The 16,935-nt window shown below is 46.1% G+C and carries 13 protein-coding genes; 6 read left to right on the top strand and 7 right to left on the bottom strand.

Going from position 1 to position 16,935, the window contains the following annotated elements; all coding sequences use genetic code 11:
* Positions 1-6: 6 nt before the first annotated feature.
* Both EIM92_RS21235 and EIM92_RS21245 read right to left on the bottom strand, forming a co-directional pair.
* A complete protein-coding gene (locus EIM92_RS21235) occupies positions 7-783 on the bottom strand; it encodes an SDR family NAD(P)-dependent oxidoreductase (RefSeq protein ID WP_125085307.1) in 777 nt (258 codons plus the stop codon).
* Positions 784-889: 106 nt separating this feature from the next.
* Positions 890-1,351, bottom strand: a complete 462-nt coding sequence (locus tag EIM92_RS21245; RefSeq protein ID WP_125084543.1) for a chemotaxis protein CheX — start codon at positions 1,349-1,351, stop codon at positions 890-892.
* A gap of 286 nt (positions 1,352-1,637) precedes the next feature.
* Here EIM92_RS21245 and EIM92_RS21250 point away from each other — a divergent pair, with 286 nt between their 5' ends.
* Both EIM92_RS21250 and EIM92_RS21255 read left to right on the top strand, forming a co-directional pair.
* Positions 1,638-2,540, top strand: a complete 903-nt coding sequence (locus EIM92_RS21250; RefSeq protein WP_125084544.1) for a LysR family transcriptional regulator — start codon at positions 1,638-1,640, stop codon at positions 2,538-2,540.
* Positions 2,541-2,568: 28 nt separating this feature from the next.
* Entirely contained in the window at positions 2,569-3,378 is an 810-nt protein-coding gene (locus tag EIM92_RS21255) for a histidinol-phosphatase (RefSeq protein WP_125084545.1), read from the top strand.
* 151 nt (positions 3,379-3,529) lie between these two features.
* Here the strand turns inward: EIM92_RS21255 and EIM92_RS21260 are convergent, their stop codons facing one another.
* The 4 genes from EIM92_RS21260 to EIM92_RS21275 form a co-directional block, all read right to left on the bottom strand.
* The gene (locus EIM92_RS21260; protein ID WP_125084546.1) at positions 3,530-4,102 is read right to left on the bottom strand and encodes a GNAT family N-acetyltransferase; all 573 of its coding nucleotides are present in this window, start codon (positions 4,100-4,102) and stop codon (positions 3,530-3,532) included.
* A 17-nt stretch (positions 4,103-4,119) separates the two neighbouring features.
* Positions 4,120-4,854: a DUF1361 domain-containing protein gene (locus EIM92_RS21265; protein WP_125084547.1), complete on the bottom strand. Its 735-nt coding sequence runs from the start codon at positions 4,852-4,854 to the stop codon at positions 4,120-4,122.
* 148 nt (positions 4,855-5,002) lie between these two features.
* Entirely contained in the window at positions 5,003-6,301 is a 1,299-nt protein-coding gene (nagZ, locus tag EIM92_RS21270; RefSeq protein ID WP_125084548.1) for a beta-N-acetylhexosaminidase, read from the bottom strand.
* Positions 6,302-6,655: 354 nt separating this feature from the next.
* Positions 6,656-7,159 carry a DUF2569 domain-containing protein gene (locus EIM92_RS21275; RefSeq protein ID WP_164515169.1) on the bottom strand — a complete coding sequence of 168 codons (504 nt, stop codon included), beginning with the start codon at positions 7,157-7,159 and terminating at the stop codon, positions 6,656-6,658.
* 360 nt (positions 7,160-7,519) lie between these two features.
* Between EIM92_RS21275 and EIM92_RS21280 the strand changes: the two genes are divergently transcribed.
* Both EIM92_RS21280 and EIM92_RS21285 read left to right on the top strand, forming a co-directional pair.
* A complete protein-coding gene (locus EIM92_RS21280) occupies positions 7,520-11,749 on the top strand; it encodes a S8 family serine peptidase (protein WP_125084550.1) in 4,230 nt (1,409 codons plus the stop codon).
* A 189-nt stretch (positions 11,750-11,938) separates the two neighbouring features.
* The gene (locus EIM92_RS21285) at positions 11,939-12,586 is read left to right on the top strand and encodes a L,D-transpeptidase family protein (RefSeq protein ID WP_211344482.1); all 648 of its coding nucleotides are present in this window, start codon (positions 11,939-11,941) and stop codon (positions 12,584-12,586) included.
* A 151-nt stretch (positions 12,587-12,737) separates the two neighbouring features.
* Here EIM92_RS21285 and EIM92_RS21290 read toward each other — a convergent pair whose 3' ends face one another.
* A complete protein-coding gene (locus EIM92_RS21290; RefSeq protein WP_125084552.1) occupies positions 12,738-15,281 on the bottom strand; it encodes a beta-mannosidase in 2,544 nt (847 codons plus the stop codon).
* Positions 15,282-15,586: 305 nt separating this feature from the next.
* On the opposite strand from EIM92_RS21290, the gene EIM92_RS24545 reads away from it, so the two are divergent.
* On the top strand, positions 15,587-16,441 hold the full coding sequence (locus EIM92_RS24545) for an ABC transporter substrate-binding protein (protein WP_281279641.1): 855 nt from the start codon (positions 15,587-15,589) through the stop codon (positions 16,439-16,441).
* Positions 16,365-16,913 carry an extracellular solute-binding protein gene (locus EIM92_RS24550; protein WP_281279642.1) on the top strand — a complete coding sequence of 183 codons (549 nt, stop codon included), beginning with the start codon at positions 16,365-16,367 and terminating at the stop codon, positions 16,911-16,913. The genes EIM92_RS24545 and EIM92_RS24550 overlap by 77 nt, the downstream gene beginning before the upstream one ends.
* The last annotated feature ends 22 nt before the right edge of the window (positions 16,914-16,935 follow it).

Consider the following 16,935-nt stretch of genomic DNA (forward strand, 5'->3'; position numbering starts at 1 on the left):
TTTATTCTACTTCTTATTTAACATCCGGTAGCTCAACCTATCAGCGAGACGGGGAAACAGTTGATAGAACTTTGCACCTGCACCGGCAACCCAAGGCAAATTTACTTCCACAGGACTTTTCTCCACAGCAGACACAATAGCCCTTGCAACCCGTTCAGGCTTCATCATAAACCATTTCACATTATTAACATAATGTCCGCTTGGATCAGCCAAGTTAAAAAACGGTGTATCGATTGGGCCCGGATTAATCGTCGTCACTTTGATCCCGTACTCCCGAACCTCTTGGCGAAGCGCACTGCTGAAGCCCAGGACCGCATGCTTGCTTGCTGTATAAGCCGTAGACTTTGAAGTCCCCAGCTTGCCCGCAATCGAAGCCACATTAACGATACGCCCAGCATGGACTTGTTTCATGTAAGGTAGCACGGCCTTAGTGCATCTTACGATACCCATATAATTCACATTCATCATAGCAGAAAATTCATCCAGTGACATTTCATCGCAATATGTAAACTTTCCGTATCCAGCATTATTCAACAAACAATCTACTCGGCCATACTGCGAGTAAATTTCCTTAAATCCATCTTCGACAGATTGATCATTCCCAACATCCATAGATAGTAGCCTGTATGAGCCCTTTAGCCCGGCTCCAACCTTCTCCAGCTTATCCATCGACCGGGCGGCAAGAATAACGTTTGCGCCACGTTCCGACAGCATTTGAGCTGCAATGGCTCCAATCCCGCTAGAAGCCCCAGTCACAACAATAACCTGATTCGTTAACGACATGATTTCCTCTCTCATCCCTTCCAAAGGGTAGTCCTTACACGTAAATAAAAGAACTAGCCCTTCAAATATATCTTCTAGAGCTAGTTCCTAGTCCCATCATTCTATTTTAAGAGATCATGACTTGAATATCCAGTTCTCCGATACCATCCATCATGAGAGGAATGCAGAGTGCTTTGCGAGGGAATGTGTCATTCATGGCTGTGTCGGTTTTGATAACTTGAGGAGGCGTAATATCGACGGCGTAGCCCTGGTTTGATAAAATTGCGCTGGCATTTCCGCTTATCATATTTCCTAGCTCCGAAATAGCGCTCTGACCCATCTCGTCCATTTCGGTAAGAACGAATCCCCCCATCATGGCCGATACCATACGCAGTGCCACCGTCTCTTGCAGACCAAACACAACTATGCCGCTATAATGGCCTGTCATGCCGATTTGTATCCATATATGATCATGTTCCGGCTTAATGTCTTTGACACCAAGACTCCCGGTAGAAGGTGAAATTTGAATAACCTGCTCAATGACCGAACGTGCTGATTCAAGAAAAGGATTTATCACTTCCGCTTTCACTGTTATATGCGCCCCTTTACACTTGGAAGTAATTAATACAATACAAAAGTCCCGTTTCTCCACTTTTAAAATATTATACTTTATTCCTAGGGATAAGTCATTAAAAATCGAACAATACAATATTCTGCATTATGCTTTTCTCTCCTTTAAAGCGTGACTTTCCCTAGGGGCGATGCCTTGCATTGCGTTATGAAGGGCTCATCCCCTATAATTAATGAAATGAACATGTTCGCCGTCGTAGCAGCAAAATAAGCTGGACAACAACAGCTGCGAAAGGAGAGTTCGGATGAACATAAGCCAACTGGAAACACTACTAATGATTTCTAAGACCAAGAGTTTTCGTAAGGCAGGAGAACTCCTCAACCTGACTCAGCCCGCAGTTTCCGCCCAAATCAAAAGCCTGGAGGATGAGTTCAACACGGTCCTAGTTGATCGTAATCAGCCGGTAACATTAACAGATCGCGGGCAGGTTTTTCTCGAACGTGCCGAGGCTATTCTTGACATTGTCGAGGATTTGAAGCAAAAGCTTTCCGATATGGAACATATTCCACAAGGTCATATCGTACTTGGTACAACTACTTCAATTGCCATACAAATTCTGCCGCGCATTTTATCCTATTTTCAAGACCAATTTCCACTGATCAAGACGACGATTCAGTCTATGCCCTCCTCGCAAATTTATCAAAATGTGGAGCAGGGACTCGTTGATATCGGTATCGGCTATTTGATCGAGAACAACCCCCAGGTTCATGCATCGGTGCTGTACTACGATACATTTGAGCTTGTCGTGTCTCCGCTTCATCCGCTTGCAGGGGCTCAGTCGCCTACATTGGACTCTTTGCGGGAGGTACCGATGATCATGCTGTCCCCCGATACGGTGGGAAGACGGTTTGTTGATGAAGTATTCCGCAAGCACTGCATAGAGCCAGAAATCGTAGTAGAGCTTTCCAGCAGCGAGGAAGTCAAGCGAATGGTCGAAATCAATCTAGGAGCCGCAATTATATCCAAGCAATCGGTCATGCGCGAGCTTCGTCAGGGAACATTAAAGATCGTACCGATTCCCGAGCTTGAAACGACCCATCCCGTTGGCGTCATATACAAATCTGGCCGTTACATCAATTCGGCCATGCAGCAATTTCTGAACGATTTAAAAGGAATGCCGGAAACTCATTTTATTAGTTCCGAATAATTTATTCTGATTAAAAAGGAGTATCATCATGAAATTCGATCTGCACACTCACCACTTCCGCTGCGGCCATGCTGATGGCAACATCCGGGATTATATCGAAGCCGGAATTAAAGAAGGGTTATCCGTCATCGGCATTAGCGATCACACCCCGTATTTCGGCAGTCCGGAGGAGCAGCCTTTCCCGCGTATTGCGATGGCCAAGCAAGAGCTTAAACATTACGTAGAGGAAGTTCTGCAGCTCAAGCGGGAATACGAAGGTAAGATCGATGTGCTGTTAGGTATCGAGTCCGACTTTTTCCCGGAACATGCGGAAATTTATCGCCAAACGCTAGCACAATATCCATTTGACTATGTCATCGGATCAGTGCACAGTGTCGGAAATGTCAGCATTTTTAATAAAAACCGTTGGAAAAAGTTAAACAAAGAGCAGCATGTCGCAGACAAAGAAGCCTACTATGCTTTAATTCGTGAATCCGCACGCAGTGGAATGTTTCAAATTCTGGGACATATCGATGCAATGAAAGGAAATTACCCTGCATTTTCGGACATCCCCGCCGCTGAAGCGATCGATGAGACACTTCAAGTCATTGCGGAGGAAGGTGTTGCTATAGAGATCAATACCTCAGGGAAGACAAAGCTGTCCGGGGGCTGGTACCCTTCGGACTCCATTCTGGAGAGAGCGCTGCATTTTGGGGTCGAGGTCACTTTCGGATCGGATGCCCACGTTCCTTCCCGCGTGGCGGACGAGTGGGAAGAGGTCGCCGCACGGCTCAAGGAAATCGGCTTCACGGAATGGGTGTATTTCAAAAACAAAACAAAACAGACAGTTCCGCTGTAAAAATACAAAAAAGAGAACCCATGCGATACGGCGCTGGGTTCCAAAGACAAATATATTCAAAAGGGGGTCATGTATTAAGTGTACCCCCTTACTGTTAGAGAACGATCACAGTAATATTTCATTTATGTAACAAACGAAAGATATTTATAAACTATTTTGCAATTTCTTCCCGATTCACCGCATATAGTTTTTGGGCAGTTTCTACATTTCCCCTCTCCCTCGATCTTATTGGTATCGCTTTGACATATTTCATGCCACATTTCTGCAGAACGCGTTCAGATGCAGGATTATCCCCGGCACAGCGCGCCTCAATTCTGTCAAGCTCCAAAGTTTCGAATCCAAAGGTAATTAAAGACCGGGCTGCTTCCGTCGCATATCCCTGTCGCCAGCAAGCTGGCGACAACAAATAACCTAGCATCGCTTTACCCTTGAGCTGATCCCAGTATTGCAGTGAGCATACCCCAATCATTTTATTAGATTTCTTCAGTTCGATGGCAAAATGCAAATTCTCAAGCGATTCATAACATGCCCTAAAGTATCGAAATAACCGGGCTGGGAACAGCATGGTCTGCGGCTCGAAGGAAGTATTTCTCCTAACCAACGGATTCGTCATGTACTGATACAAGTCCTTGCAGTCCTCCTCTGTAATCTTGCGTAATCTAAGACGCGGACTCTCCAATACTGGAAATCTCTTACTGATCCCCTCTTTAACACGAATCGCCATCACTGTTCGCCCCCTATTTATCTACGCTGAGCTCTACTTCCTGATCTGTCAAAATAATAAGCAAACGCGTAACAAAATAATGTAATCAAAAATATCCATTTGCAGAAACCGATCGCATGACGCAAATGTTCAAAATCCATCAGATATAAGATCGTTTCGCCAAAAATACGCAGTGGATCCCGAAGTACATCCCAGCTATTCCAGCGGATAAACCGTCCCAAATAAACACCAAAGCTGCTGAGCAGCAGAACGCAAACAGCAAATATCCAACCAATAACCGAACCCAGGTATTTACGCACGAGCGCATGAACCGAAGCCAAAGAAGCCGTGGCGATTGCCAGTCCTAGCAGAGCGGCAAAAAACATCGTAAAAAGATGATCCCAGAACAGATTGTCCTCCCAGAAGCGCACACCTGTGCCAGAAGCAATCGGGTAACGGTGAAACGGATGAAGCATATCCGTAATTAAATAAGTGGCATTGGGGTGAAAAAACAGCCACAGCAAACCAACGCCGAGAAAGAGAACTAGCTTCAATGTTTTTCCTTTAAGCAGGCTGGTCATGTCCAATACAATGGCCAAACCTAGAGGTATCCATGCTAAGAAGGTATTCCATAGCATAAATAAATACGATGGTCTTCCCTCGTCTGGCAGCTTTGTATGTAGAACAAATCTCATTCCGATCAATGTGGCAATAAAAAGGATCATGTACAAAATCCATTTCCTCGGGTAACCGAGCTCTCTCCAACCTTGCACTTGTAATGCCTCCTCCATATCCAACGCTTTCCATAAGCTATAAAAGCCCTCAGGTTTTAGACGTTCTATGAAGGCGAAAAGTTACATTTGTTTACAAACATACGTTTGGTAAAATATGGTCATAGTCCGTTATTAGTTTGCTTCGTCTTTATTGCTTTGTATTATGCTTGCTCAAAATATTTATGATCTCTTGATTGATCGCCTTAATATCCGGTCCGTCTGCTGGTTCATCACGCAGGCCGTATTTTTCTTTTAATTTCAAAATGGAATACACGCGATCATCCAGCATATCCAGCGTAATTTGTTCACTCTCCACCGCTGCTGTCAATGCATGGATTACCGCAAGCTGTCTGTCCTTCTCATGTCCGACTAGAACGATATTTCCCCCAGCCTGAATGAATTTGACCGCCGCTTCCCCAATGTCATAATGCTTTACAATCGCTCCCATGGTCATATCATCCGTGATGACTACGCCCTGGAAATTCAGTTCTTCCCGTAACAGTTCGGTAATTACCGCTCTAGAGAACGAGGCTGGATGCTCGGCATCGAGCTCCGGCATAAGCAGGTGAGCAACCATTACCGCATCCGCACCTTCTTTGATCGCCCGGGCGAAGGGCACCAGCTCCAGTTGCCTTAATCTTTCCAAATCATGCTCCACAACAGGCAAGCTCAAATGAGAATCGACTGAAGTATCGCCATGTCCAGGAAAGTGCTTTACTACTGGAATGACGCCTTCCTGCTCGATTGCCTGCAGCATGGTAATCCCCATCCGACTAACGACTTCAGCATTATTTCCAAAGGATCGACTTCCAATGACCGGATTACTGGGGTTGCTATTTACGTCCAGTACCGGAGCAAAATCCATATTTAATCCGAAGCCGCTCAGCTCTTTGCCAATAATGCTTCCGAGGTCCGCTGCCAACTCTTCGCTTCCCGAAGCCCCGATCTTTTCTGCCGTCGGCAAGGCTTTGAAATCCTCGGGCATTCGGGTCACTCGTCCGCCCTCTTCATCCACACTCAAGAACAGGGGCACCTTGCTCTCCTTGTTCATTTTCTTTAGCTGATTGAAAAAATCAAGAGCTTGCTCGGCATTCTTGATGTTATTTTTATAAAAAATAAACCCACCCACATGGTAGTCCTCCAAAAATTGTCGTGCCGTATCGTCAGGCGTCGTACCTTCAACCCCGACCAATACCAATTGTCCGAGCTTCTCTGCCGTGCTCATCTGCTCTAGCATACTCTTGGCATGATCTTTCTCCTGACCATTGCTATTTCCATTCTCTATCGAGTCTGATCCTGATCCGACTTCAGGCAAAGGTTGATTCGATGGCGAAGGATTTGGCGCGTTCGCATTCTGATCATAATCCGGAGCTTGCTTCGGCGCACAAGCCGCCGTTATAGCAATTATGAATACAACAATTAGCCCTGACCGTAACCATAATCTCATGAAGTCGCCTCCTGTCTATTCAGTAGGTCTGTATGTTGGATTTATTTTACCATAAAATATAGGAACCTATTCTTGTATAATCTGTCCACAGCTGTTATTAATGACAAAAGCCCAGCTGATCTCATATAAGAGATTTGCTGAGCTTATTTGCGATTACTTTCCCATTGTAATTGATCAAAAGTCATCACCCCATCTTAAGCTTTTTTCATGAGACGACATCGGCTAATTTCAAACTTACCTTTAAATTCGCTTTGCAGCCGGGTTTCTGCCTCTTTTGAACTTATATCAATTCAGAAACCCGGGGGCAACAGCGACGGTAAGAACATTTGTTTATTGCATTATGTATAACTATTATTAATTTCTAAATGTATTTTTTACCCGCTCTGATCGGATAAAGTACGGAATCCATATCGCACATCCCAAAACACCGCCAATCAGTGTGGAAGTGTAATTTACGCCTTGTACCTCTTTAGCCATTGGAATTTCGTTGACCAGAAGGACAGTAATCAACAGCAATAAAAAGTTAACACTATACAGGATAATCATTAAACGAGGTAGTGCCCTCTTTTTCTGATAGAAGCTTGTTAATATAATAATAATAAATAGCAGCATAATCACCGATGATATGCCTTCAAAGATAAAAGCTGGCTTCCAAATAGGATGATAATATGGCGAATTAGGAGAGGTCAGAAGACTCCCTGTCTCCGAACCTAGCATAGAAAATGATTGAATCATAGTCACAAATCTTCCGATGATCGAAGTATACAAGCCAATCTGTACGAGTACCAACCATCCTCCCAAACCCGATACGCCCAACGGGGGCTCTTCCACTTTTCTGTTCAATTCATTTGTTTCCAACACTTATACATTCCTTTCCTTCATGATCGCAATTCTTTAGTCCTAGTGATACTTGAATCCTTGTGAAAACAGTCTTACAACTTATAGGAAAAACCTCCCTTTTTATTAGATTATTTCATTATATCCGATAATGTGACAAAAACATACAACATTCCTTACTCTCTTTCTACGAGAATATATGGCAATTCTCTATTAACGATGGTAAAATCTTCATTAGTATTTTTTTCCTACTAATCTATCGTTTCTTCACAAAATAGAGCATGAGGAGGACTGATATCGTTCTACGAATAAGCTCAACATGTGACATTAAGCTGAACCTGGATTTAAATCCAAATTTAGTAGCCAAGTGGAGGGAGTTATTTGAGAAAAGGTTTTTGGTTTCATAAATGGTCTATTGTTATTCTAGCTTTTGGGTTACTGCTCGGAGCTTTCCCTGGCGGGGGGAGCGCTGCCGCATCAACTGTACCATCACTGCAATCATTTGATGATCTCGTATATCAATCAGAAACGACAGAGACATACATTTCACCGAATATTGATACCAGTTCCCAAAGTAAGATTCGAGTCATCGTTCAACTCGATGGCCAGCCTGCCGCTGTGGGCAAATATGCGGCGAGAGTCGGTATTCGTTCACTCGCAGCAACAGCGACTGAGTCGGCCGTTCGCAATGAACAGCAGGATTTCCTCAAAGAGGCCAAGGAACAAGGACTGGATCTGCATGTCAATTATCAGTACAACACGGTACTTAACGGCTTTGAAATCACGATTCCTGCCAACGAAATCCCTTCCCTTGCCCAAATTCCAGGAGTCAAATCTATTCAAGAGAATAGCACTTGGTATCCTATTCCGATTGCTTCCACCACTTTAGACGAGGCTATCAACTATGATGATACGCCGCTGAAGCAAATTGGAGCCGATATCGCCTGGGCTCAAGGATTCACAGGCAAAGGCCTCAAGGTCGGCGTTGTCGATACCGGGGTTGACTATGAACATCCCGATTTGAAGGATGCTTATAAAGGGGGCTATGATTCTTTCTACAATGATGATGATCCCTATGAAGAGATCCCGCTAACGCCCGCTGATGACCCTTATGGAGAGGGATTCGATGGTACATTTCATGGAACCCATGTTGCGGGGATCCTCGTCGGCAGAGGAGCTAATACATCCGGAAGTATCGCCCAGAAAGGGGTTGCCTACGAGGCCGAGCTCTATGCTTATAAGGTTCTCGGGCGCAGCTTAAAAAATCCTAATTCTGCTTCCGGTACAACCGCGCAGCTTATTGATGGAATTGAACGAGCAGTCAAGGATGGCATGGACGTCATCAATCTGTCCCTAGGGTCAGACGAAGAGAAGAACGTCAACTCTCCGGATGCCATCGCGGTTAATAACGCTGTCTTGTCAGGTGTAATCGTCGTTTCCGCCAACGGCAATGCCGGACCTGGATACTACACAATGGGTTCCCCCGCGACTTCACAGCTGGCGATAGCAGTTGGTGCGGTTACGAGCGAGAGCAGACTGTACCAAAATAAGCTGTCTTATCAATTCGTAGATAAATCCACATCCGCAACAGATGCGACTTATACCGCCGTTCCGACTTCAGCCACGTTAAGCACCTATGAAACAACCGATCTGATTGCCTTCGGCTGGCAAACCGGCAGAGAGGACTTGGGTGCAATTCTCGGTTCCGATCCAATCGATGTTGTTTATGTAGGCCTGGGCGGTGTAAACGACTATGAAAACAAGGATGTGGCCGGTAAAGTCGTGTTGGCTTCAAGAGGCAAATTATCTTTTACGGAAAAAGTAGCTTATGCCGGAATGTTCGGTGCTAAAGCCATCGTTATTTTCAATGGGATAGATGACGGCAATCAGGCGAATTTAAATGAGTCCATCCCAGATAGAGACGGCTATATCGACACCACGCTTGGCGACAATCAGCTGTTTATACCAGCGTTTGATATGAAGGGAAAAGAAGGACGTGCTCTAGCAAAAGCTATTTTGAAACATTCGGACTTATCCCTCCAGTTTGCCTTCGGGGCTAATTACGAACTTAAAACGATGCGCGGCGACATTTTGGCCAGCTTTTCCTCTTGGGGGCCAAATGCGGACGCGAACCTGAGCATCAAGCCGGATGTCATGGCGCCAGGCGTAAATATTTTGTCCACTTATCCGGCGTATGGCAAAAAAGATTCGAACATTTCCTATGAAGAGGCTTATATGCGCTCCAACGGCACTAGTATGTCTGCCCCTTATGTATCGGGCTTAGCGCTTCTTCTCAAGCAGCAGCACCCTGATTGGACACCGTTTGATGTACGGGCTGCGCTTGCTAATACGGCAGATATCATTCGAGATGAAAATAACAATCGATATGATGTATACAAGCAGGGAGCCGGACGTGTAAATGTTAGTAATGCGATCAAGACCCCAGCATTGCTGCAGGCTCTTGAACCGATTACAATCCTGGACACGAATTATTCGCCGAAAAACGTCATTAACTACAATTCCTCTGCAAGCTTTGGTGTGATCGCTAAAGGAGGAGTCGCGGTCAAAAATCTGCAGCTCAAGAACACCTCAGGTCAGGCGGTAACTTATGATGCTTCCGTAGAATGGCATCAGGATCATTCAGGTGTAGATGTTTCGCTTGATAAAAGCACCATTACAGCAGCTGCTAAATCAGCCGCTGTGTTGCAACTAGACTTACGTGTTGCAAATCATGCAAAAGAAGGTTTTTACCAGGGTCAAGTAAACCTGACCAGCCCAGGGCAACCTACACTACATTTACCTTTCACCTTATATGTAGGCAATCAGCAGCCCGAGAACGGGCTTGGCATTCAGGAAGCGAAGTTGACACACTCGACCATTTATCCAAAGAGGAGCAGCCAGAAATCAACAGACCTCAGTTTTAGATTGACGGCAACAGATACAAATTATTATATAGTTGCAGTCTTAAATTTAAAGGAGCAGCTGCTGGGGTATGTTGCTGCCGAGGCAACTGATGATCTGAATGAGCGTTTTGCGCCAGGAGTATATACTGTTCCTGGCATAAACGGAACGTATTACCCGGTTGACGCTGACGGCAAGTTAATTGGAACTACAGCACAACTCAACACCGGAAAATATAATATTTTAGTTTTAGCAGCTCAGATCGCCCCCGATGGGAGTTTTGTTAAGGAGGGGGAAAAAGAAATCACATATAAAGCTTCATCTTCCTTGCGAGTAGACCTTAGCAGAAGCAGCCAGGGTGGAGGCACTGGCGGTAGCGGTAGTCGCGGTGGTGGCGATGGCGGAGCTGCACCCGGAGGCACTGGTGGAGCGGTTCCATCACCAGAACCAGCCAAGCCTGCGCCGGATCAAGCCGCCGAAGCTGAGCCATCAGCAGCAGCAGCAGCGGTAGTCGAGCAAGGCCAGAAGCAAATCATCGTCGTACCAAGCGCTGATAATACGAAGAGCTCCTCGGCATTATCTATTACTGACGATGAATTAAAAGCGGCATTATCCTCCATCAACAATGAGGCAGCAGCACTGACCATCCCGGTTCCAGATAATGATCAGCATCACGGCCAAGTAAGGTTTACCACTAGTCAGCTCAAGCAATTGACAGAAAAATTGAACGCAAAGAGCACGATCGTTATAAGCTTTGAAGGCTCTGCTGTTGCAGTGCCAGTTTCCCTGCTAAATTCGGCTCCGTCTGGTGCTGAGCTCGAATTTCATATTTCGCAGGCGGATTCCGACAAATCTAAATTCAGTGCCAACGCTTCCGGTGCGACGGTAATTGGTTCTCCTGTTTCATTCGAAGCAAATTGGATTGTTGGCTCAGCAAAAAAATCCGTTGAAGCCCCAAGCAATGTATTCATCAAACGCTCCTTCACCATTCCAGGCAGCATCGGGGCTAACCAGGCAGGCGTCCTCTATGAAAGCAACGGCATCATTCGCCCAATCGCTTCCGTAATGAAGGCACAAGCGGACGATTCGACGTTAGTAACGGTTAGCCGTCCCGGCTTTTCCGTATATGCCGCCGTAGAACGTTCCATTCATTTCAAGGATATTGCCAACTCCTGGGCAGCATCTGATATAGCGGCATTAGCCAACAAATTTATAATTCAGGGAACCTCTGCCGAGACATTCTCACCGAACAACAACTTGACGCGCGCCGAGTTCACCTCCCTGCTTGTAAGATCGTTGGGACTTCAAGCCACTGGGACCATAACATTTTCGGATGTGTCCTCCAACGCTTGGTATGCAAGTGATGTCGCGGCGGCTTATGAGGCAGGGCTAATCCAGGGCACAGGCCAAGACAAATTCTCGCCGAATGCCCATGTAACCCGCCAGGAACTGAGCGCCATTTTGGCCCGGGCTTTGAAACTAACAGGTACTGAGCTCAAGATAAGCAATCCGTCTATACAAGCTTACAAAGATGAAGCGAGCATAGCCGGCTACGCATTAGAAAATATCAAGATGCTATCTGCCGCAGGCATCATCAGCGGCGATCATAACGACAATGGCCAGAGTTTCCGGCCTAATGCGCCAACTACGCGAGAGACAGCGGCGGCAGCGCTTCGTCAATTCCTGCGGCAAGCTGGATTCATTGAATAGGAAGTCTTATTGAGGAAGGAGAGCGAAAGCTCTCCTTTCCTTTATTTTTCACGTACCGTATGAAAGTCAAACTTAAGTACAAACTAGCATAAAACATCCTATGGTGAATTCATGATTCTAAAAACCAAAAGCAAATGTAGCTTGTCGTTCAAGCCAGCTTTATTCATTTGTTCTCTTATTGTATTGGGAATGACAATCTGGGGATCTTTCTCACACGCAGCCGTACATCATGACCCCTCACTGCCTATTGTGGCGGACGAAGGGCTTTATACGATTGAAATCTATCCGCAGTATCACCAACTTATCGTGCGTGCGCAAGGGCAAAAGTTCAAGACATATCCTATTGCTGTCGGAAATCCGGCCACACCTACCCCTGTCGGCGAGTACAAAGTCATTTACAAGGGAACCGATTGGGGGCCATCCTTTGGCCCTCGTTGGCTAGGATTGAATGTCCCCTGGGGAACCTACGGCATTCATGGCACGAATAAGCCTAATTCCATTGGACAGCACTTAAGCCACGGCTGCATACGGATGCGTAACAGAGATGTAATCGAACTGTATGATATGATTCCGATCGGCACCAAAGTAATCATATTCGGACACGTGCTGGGCAACGCCGAGCATGACCCCAGAGCTTTAGCCGAAGGCGATGTCGGAGGAGAAGTTCAACTGATCCAATCCCGGCTGAAAAGCGCTGGATATTTCAATGGAGTTTGCAATGGCAAATTCCGAACCGATACGACAGCTGCCTTGAAACGATACCAGAAGGAACATGGGCTCATTCCGAACGGTATCGTCTCACAGAAAGTATATGAATCCTTGGGACTGCTGGAATGAGGGTTCAACACTAAAAGCCCCAAGCACCTGGAGCGCAGGCTCTCAGTGCTTAGGGCTCGATATAAACAACATAAAAACTTCGTTTCTGGGCTCTTTACAATCTTAATTTACAATCTCAAGCTAGACCTGATTCCAGCCAATGCCGCAAGCACTATGCTATAAAATTCTTCATGGATCTTACCGTCAGCATCCCCGGCTTATCCTGAACAAATGCTTTATCGCCGGAACTGCGGCGCTGAAAGGTCACGGTGTGCGGCAAGCCCGGAATAAGATCGAAGAAGTTATCGGAGAAAATTCCCTCTTCCTCCGCCAACACCCATACTTGCCTTGCAAGACTATCACTTTGAAGCGTAAAGGACGTGCCACCGCTTCCCGGAACCTCTTCGATGGTAATCTCAGCATCCGGCAGCTCAATCTCGCGGAAAGATGCAAAGTAAAAATGCTTACTATCCAACACAACACCAGCCTGTTCCAATTGAACAAGTAAAACGACACACTTGGGATCATAAGTTCCCAGTAACTCTTCTGTTCCAGCAGTAAACACTTTGTCTGCAGCATCGGCACCGACAGCAACCTCTTGTTTCATCATATGCAGCAGTTGACCGCCAAAATCATACAGGCTTAGCTTCAAAATTCCTTCAACAGGCTGCTGCTGATCGGAGATTAGATAAACCGCTATCTCCCCTTCCTGCGTACCGTCAACCGAAAGCATAACATCCCGGAAGCTTCGACGAACCGTATACTGCAAAGCCTTCCAGCGGCCATAGTAATCCATACCCGCCCAGGAAGCGACAGGCCAGCAGTCATTCATTTGCCAATACAGCGTTCCCATGCAGTAAGGCTTATTCCTGCGATGTGCTTCGATCGCTGTTTCGATTGCCTGCGCCTGCAAAATTTGGCTCATATACAGGAATGACTTGAAATCTCGCGGTTCTGGCAAATATTGTTCCATATATTCCTTGATCAACTGATTCCCTCGGCCATTCTTCTGGTGAGCCAGCATAACCTTGGACTCCAGCTCCAGTTGCTGTTCCGGCGCGTATTTCAGTACGGTATCCAGTTCAGGAAAGGACTGAAACCCATATTCACTCATGAATCGGCCAACTTTTTTATTATAGTTATCAAATGGCTCTACCGCGTGCCACACACCCCAATAGTGAACGTCCCCTTCCCCGGTTACCTGAGTCGCATGCTGATTCTCATCGCCGGTCAAACTGCGCAGTGGAGAGGACGGCCAGTAATCAGTGCCAGGTGCCCATTCATTCACGGCATCAGGCAGAATTTGGTGAAACACCGCCTCATAATCAGCCCAAATTTTCTCCCTAATCTCAGAGCTCTCAAATTTCTCCTTCCAGCCCCAGCCTGTACCCCAGGAATAATGCGCCCAAGCAGAATCAATCTCGTTATTTCCGCACCACAGGGCGATAGATGGATGATTCCGTAGACGCTTCACGTTATATTCTGCTTCAGCGGCCACATTCTTAAGGAAGGCCTCGTCCCCTGGATACATACTGCAGGCAAACATGAAATCCTGCCAGACTAGCAGGCCATATTCATCGCACAGCTCATAAAAAATATCCTCTTCATAGATTCCTCCACCCCACACGCGCAGCATGTTCATATTACTCTCCACCGCCGAGGCAATTTCATGGCGATAACGCTCCCGTGTGACCTCTGTTGTGAAGCTGTCATTTGGAATGTGGTTAGCGCCTTTAATGAATACACGCACCCCGTTTAATTTAAAAAAGAAAGACGTTCCTGCCTCATCCTTCTCGCGAATTAACTCAATCTTGCGCAAGCCTGTTCTTATGATTTTCTCGGAAATAACCTTCTCATCCTGCAGCAAAGCCGCACGGAATGCATACAGGGATGGTTCACCAAGTCCACGGCACCACCATAGTCTTGGTTTAGCAACCTCAAGATCCAACGTTATCGTTTGCAGCCCAGGCTGGAGATCGACCTCTTGTTCCCAGCTCATATCCTCCGTACTAATGCGCAGGCTTCCACTCCAGGCTGATACCGCATTGACTTCAACGACGGCCGTCAGTTTAGCCTTGTCAGCGCTTACCTCATCCTGTTGAATATACAGGTCGCTAATTTTCGGAACTGACCACGCCTCCAGACGAACCTCTCGCCATATGCCGCTGGTCACGAATCGCGGCCCCCAATCCCATCCATAATGATACGGTGCTTTGCGGGCAAAAATACTGACCTTCTGCTCCTCTATACCGCCCAACTCAGATTGGTCATTCGCTGCTGGCAGAGCATATCCAAGCTCTGCCAGCTTAGGCAAGTCCTCCATAATCGGCGAACGGAATCTAATGAGTATTTCATTATTTCCTGCAGTCAGTTGCTCCTTGACATCCATCCGCCAGGCTCTGAACATATTATCGGCAGACAGCACATGCTGCTCGTTCACATAGATGTCCGCATATGTATCCAAACCGTCAAACACAAGCTCAATCCGGGGCAAATCCTGCCACCCTTCCGGCAGCTCGAAGCTTGACTTGTATTCCCAATCCTTCTTATCGATCCATTGTAAATCATGTTCATTCGTGCCGTAGAACGGGTCTGAAATCAGACCATGCCGCAGCAAATCAGTATGCACGGTGCCTGGAACTGTGGCGGTGAACCAGTCCGTCTCGTCACAAGCTTTAAAACTCCATTGATTCAATACCTTCTGTTGAATGCTCATAAGTCCTCCATACAATAAACGTAATTAAAATTTTCCTGACTTTGTTATTTCACATCTTTTATTCAAGTTCTTCTTTCCTCCACTTGAATTATGATTTATTATATTACATTATCGAAGTTATTTGTTATCATTTTGTTATTTTTAATATAAAACAAAATTCCCTAACGACTAAACGGCTCCTCAATGCCAACAACAAGCCAATTTAAGACAATAAATAGCAACACAGTACATTTAACCTGAAGTAATGAAGAGATACAATTCAACTGTAAGCGCTGTCAAAAAAACAATAAAGGGGCGATAACAGGATGAATAAGAGAGGCTTAATCATCGCATTTATGATGGTATTTGTTTTAACCACAGCACTGACAGGGTGTAGCGGAAGCAAGAGCAATTCCAGCAACAATAAAAATGCTACAGCTAACAATGGTTCCAGCAGCTCAGTAGAGCCAGTTTCGGCCGACAAAGACACCCCAGCGAAGCTAAGCGGAAAGGTAACTTTCCTCACCAACCGGACAGACATGATCGGAAAAGAATACGACGAGTACGTCAAACGCTTCAACGAGAAGTATCCTGACATCGAAATTGAATTTGAAGCGAGCCAAACGGATTACAATCAGCAAATCAAGGTACGTATGGCCAGCGGAGAGCTTCCTGACCTTATGTTTATCCCGGATATTCCGAATTCCGACCTGCCAAAATATTTTGCACCGCTCGATGAACTGGATTTAAGCGCTGAAATAACCTTTAAAGACTTCAAATCTTATGACGGCAAGCTCTACGGAATAACGACAGGGAACTCAACATCTGGAATCGTGTATAACAAAAAAGCGTTCGCCGATGCCGGGATTACCGAGATCCCAAAAACATGGGATGAATTCCTCGAGGCCTGCGAGAAGTTGAAGCAAAACGGTGTTATCCTGCTCTCATCCAACTTTAAAGACAAATGGCCACTGAGCAGTTGGGTGTTCGATATGCCAAGAGTGATCGAGAACAACAAAGACTTCCCGAACACCAGATTAAATATGGATGCGCCATTCACGATGGACAACGGATATGGCAAGGCGATGTCGCTGCTGAGAACCCTTGCTGAGAAGGTACCTGGAGAAGGATATCAACTCTACCAACTGGGAGCAATCCAAGAAAGACTTAGCAAACGGTAAGATGGGTATGTACTTCCTAGGTAATTGGGTCATCAACCAAGTCATCGGCGTTGGAGCCGAATCGGACAACATCGGATTCTTCCCGCTTCCTTTTGACAACTCCGGTGATATCCGAGCAGCCTTTAACCCGGACTTTTTCTATGCTGTAAGCAAAGATAGCAAAAATTTAGAAGCTACCAAAGCATTCTTGACCTGGATGCTGGAGGAATCCGGGTATGAGGATTTCGCTGGATTCATCTCACCTCTTGAAGGCCGCGAATCCAAGCTGACCCAGCTTGCGGAGTTCCAGGCTACCGGGGTAGAACTCCAGGAAGGCATGCCGGACGATCCGATGGTGATCGAAATTTCCAACAAGGCTCAAATTGATTTGCCAGCCATTGCCCAGGAATTCGTACTGGCGAAAGACCCGCAAACCGTACTCGATAAATGGAATAAAGCGTGGGCCAAGGCCAAACAGGATCTCGGATATTAATATATTCCTCATTTAGCAGAAC

The sequence above is a fragment of the Paenibacillus lentus genome, from assembly GCF_003931855.1.
Lineage (GTDB): Bacteria > Bacillota > Bacilli > Paenibacillales > Paenibacillaceae > Fontibacillus > Fontibacillus lentus.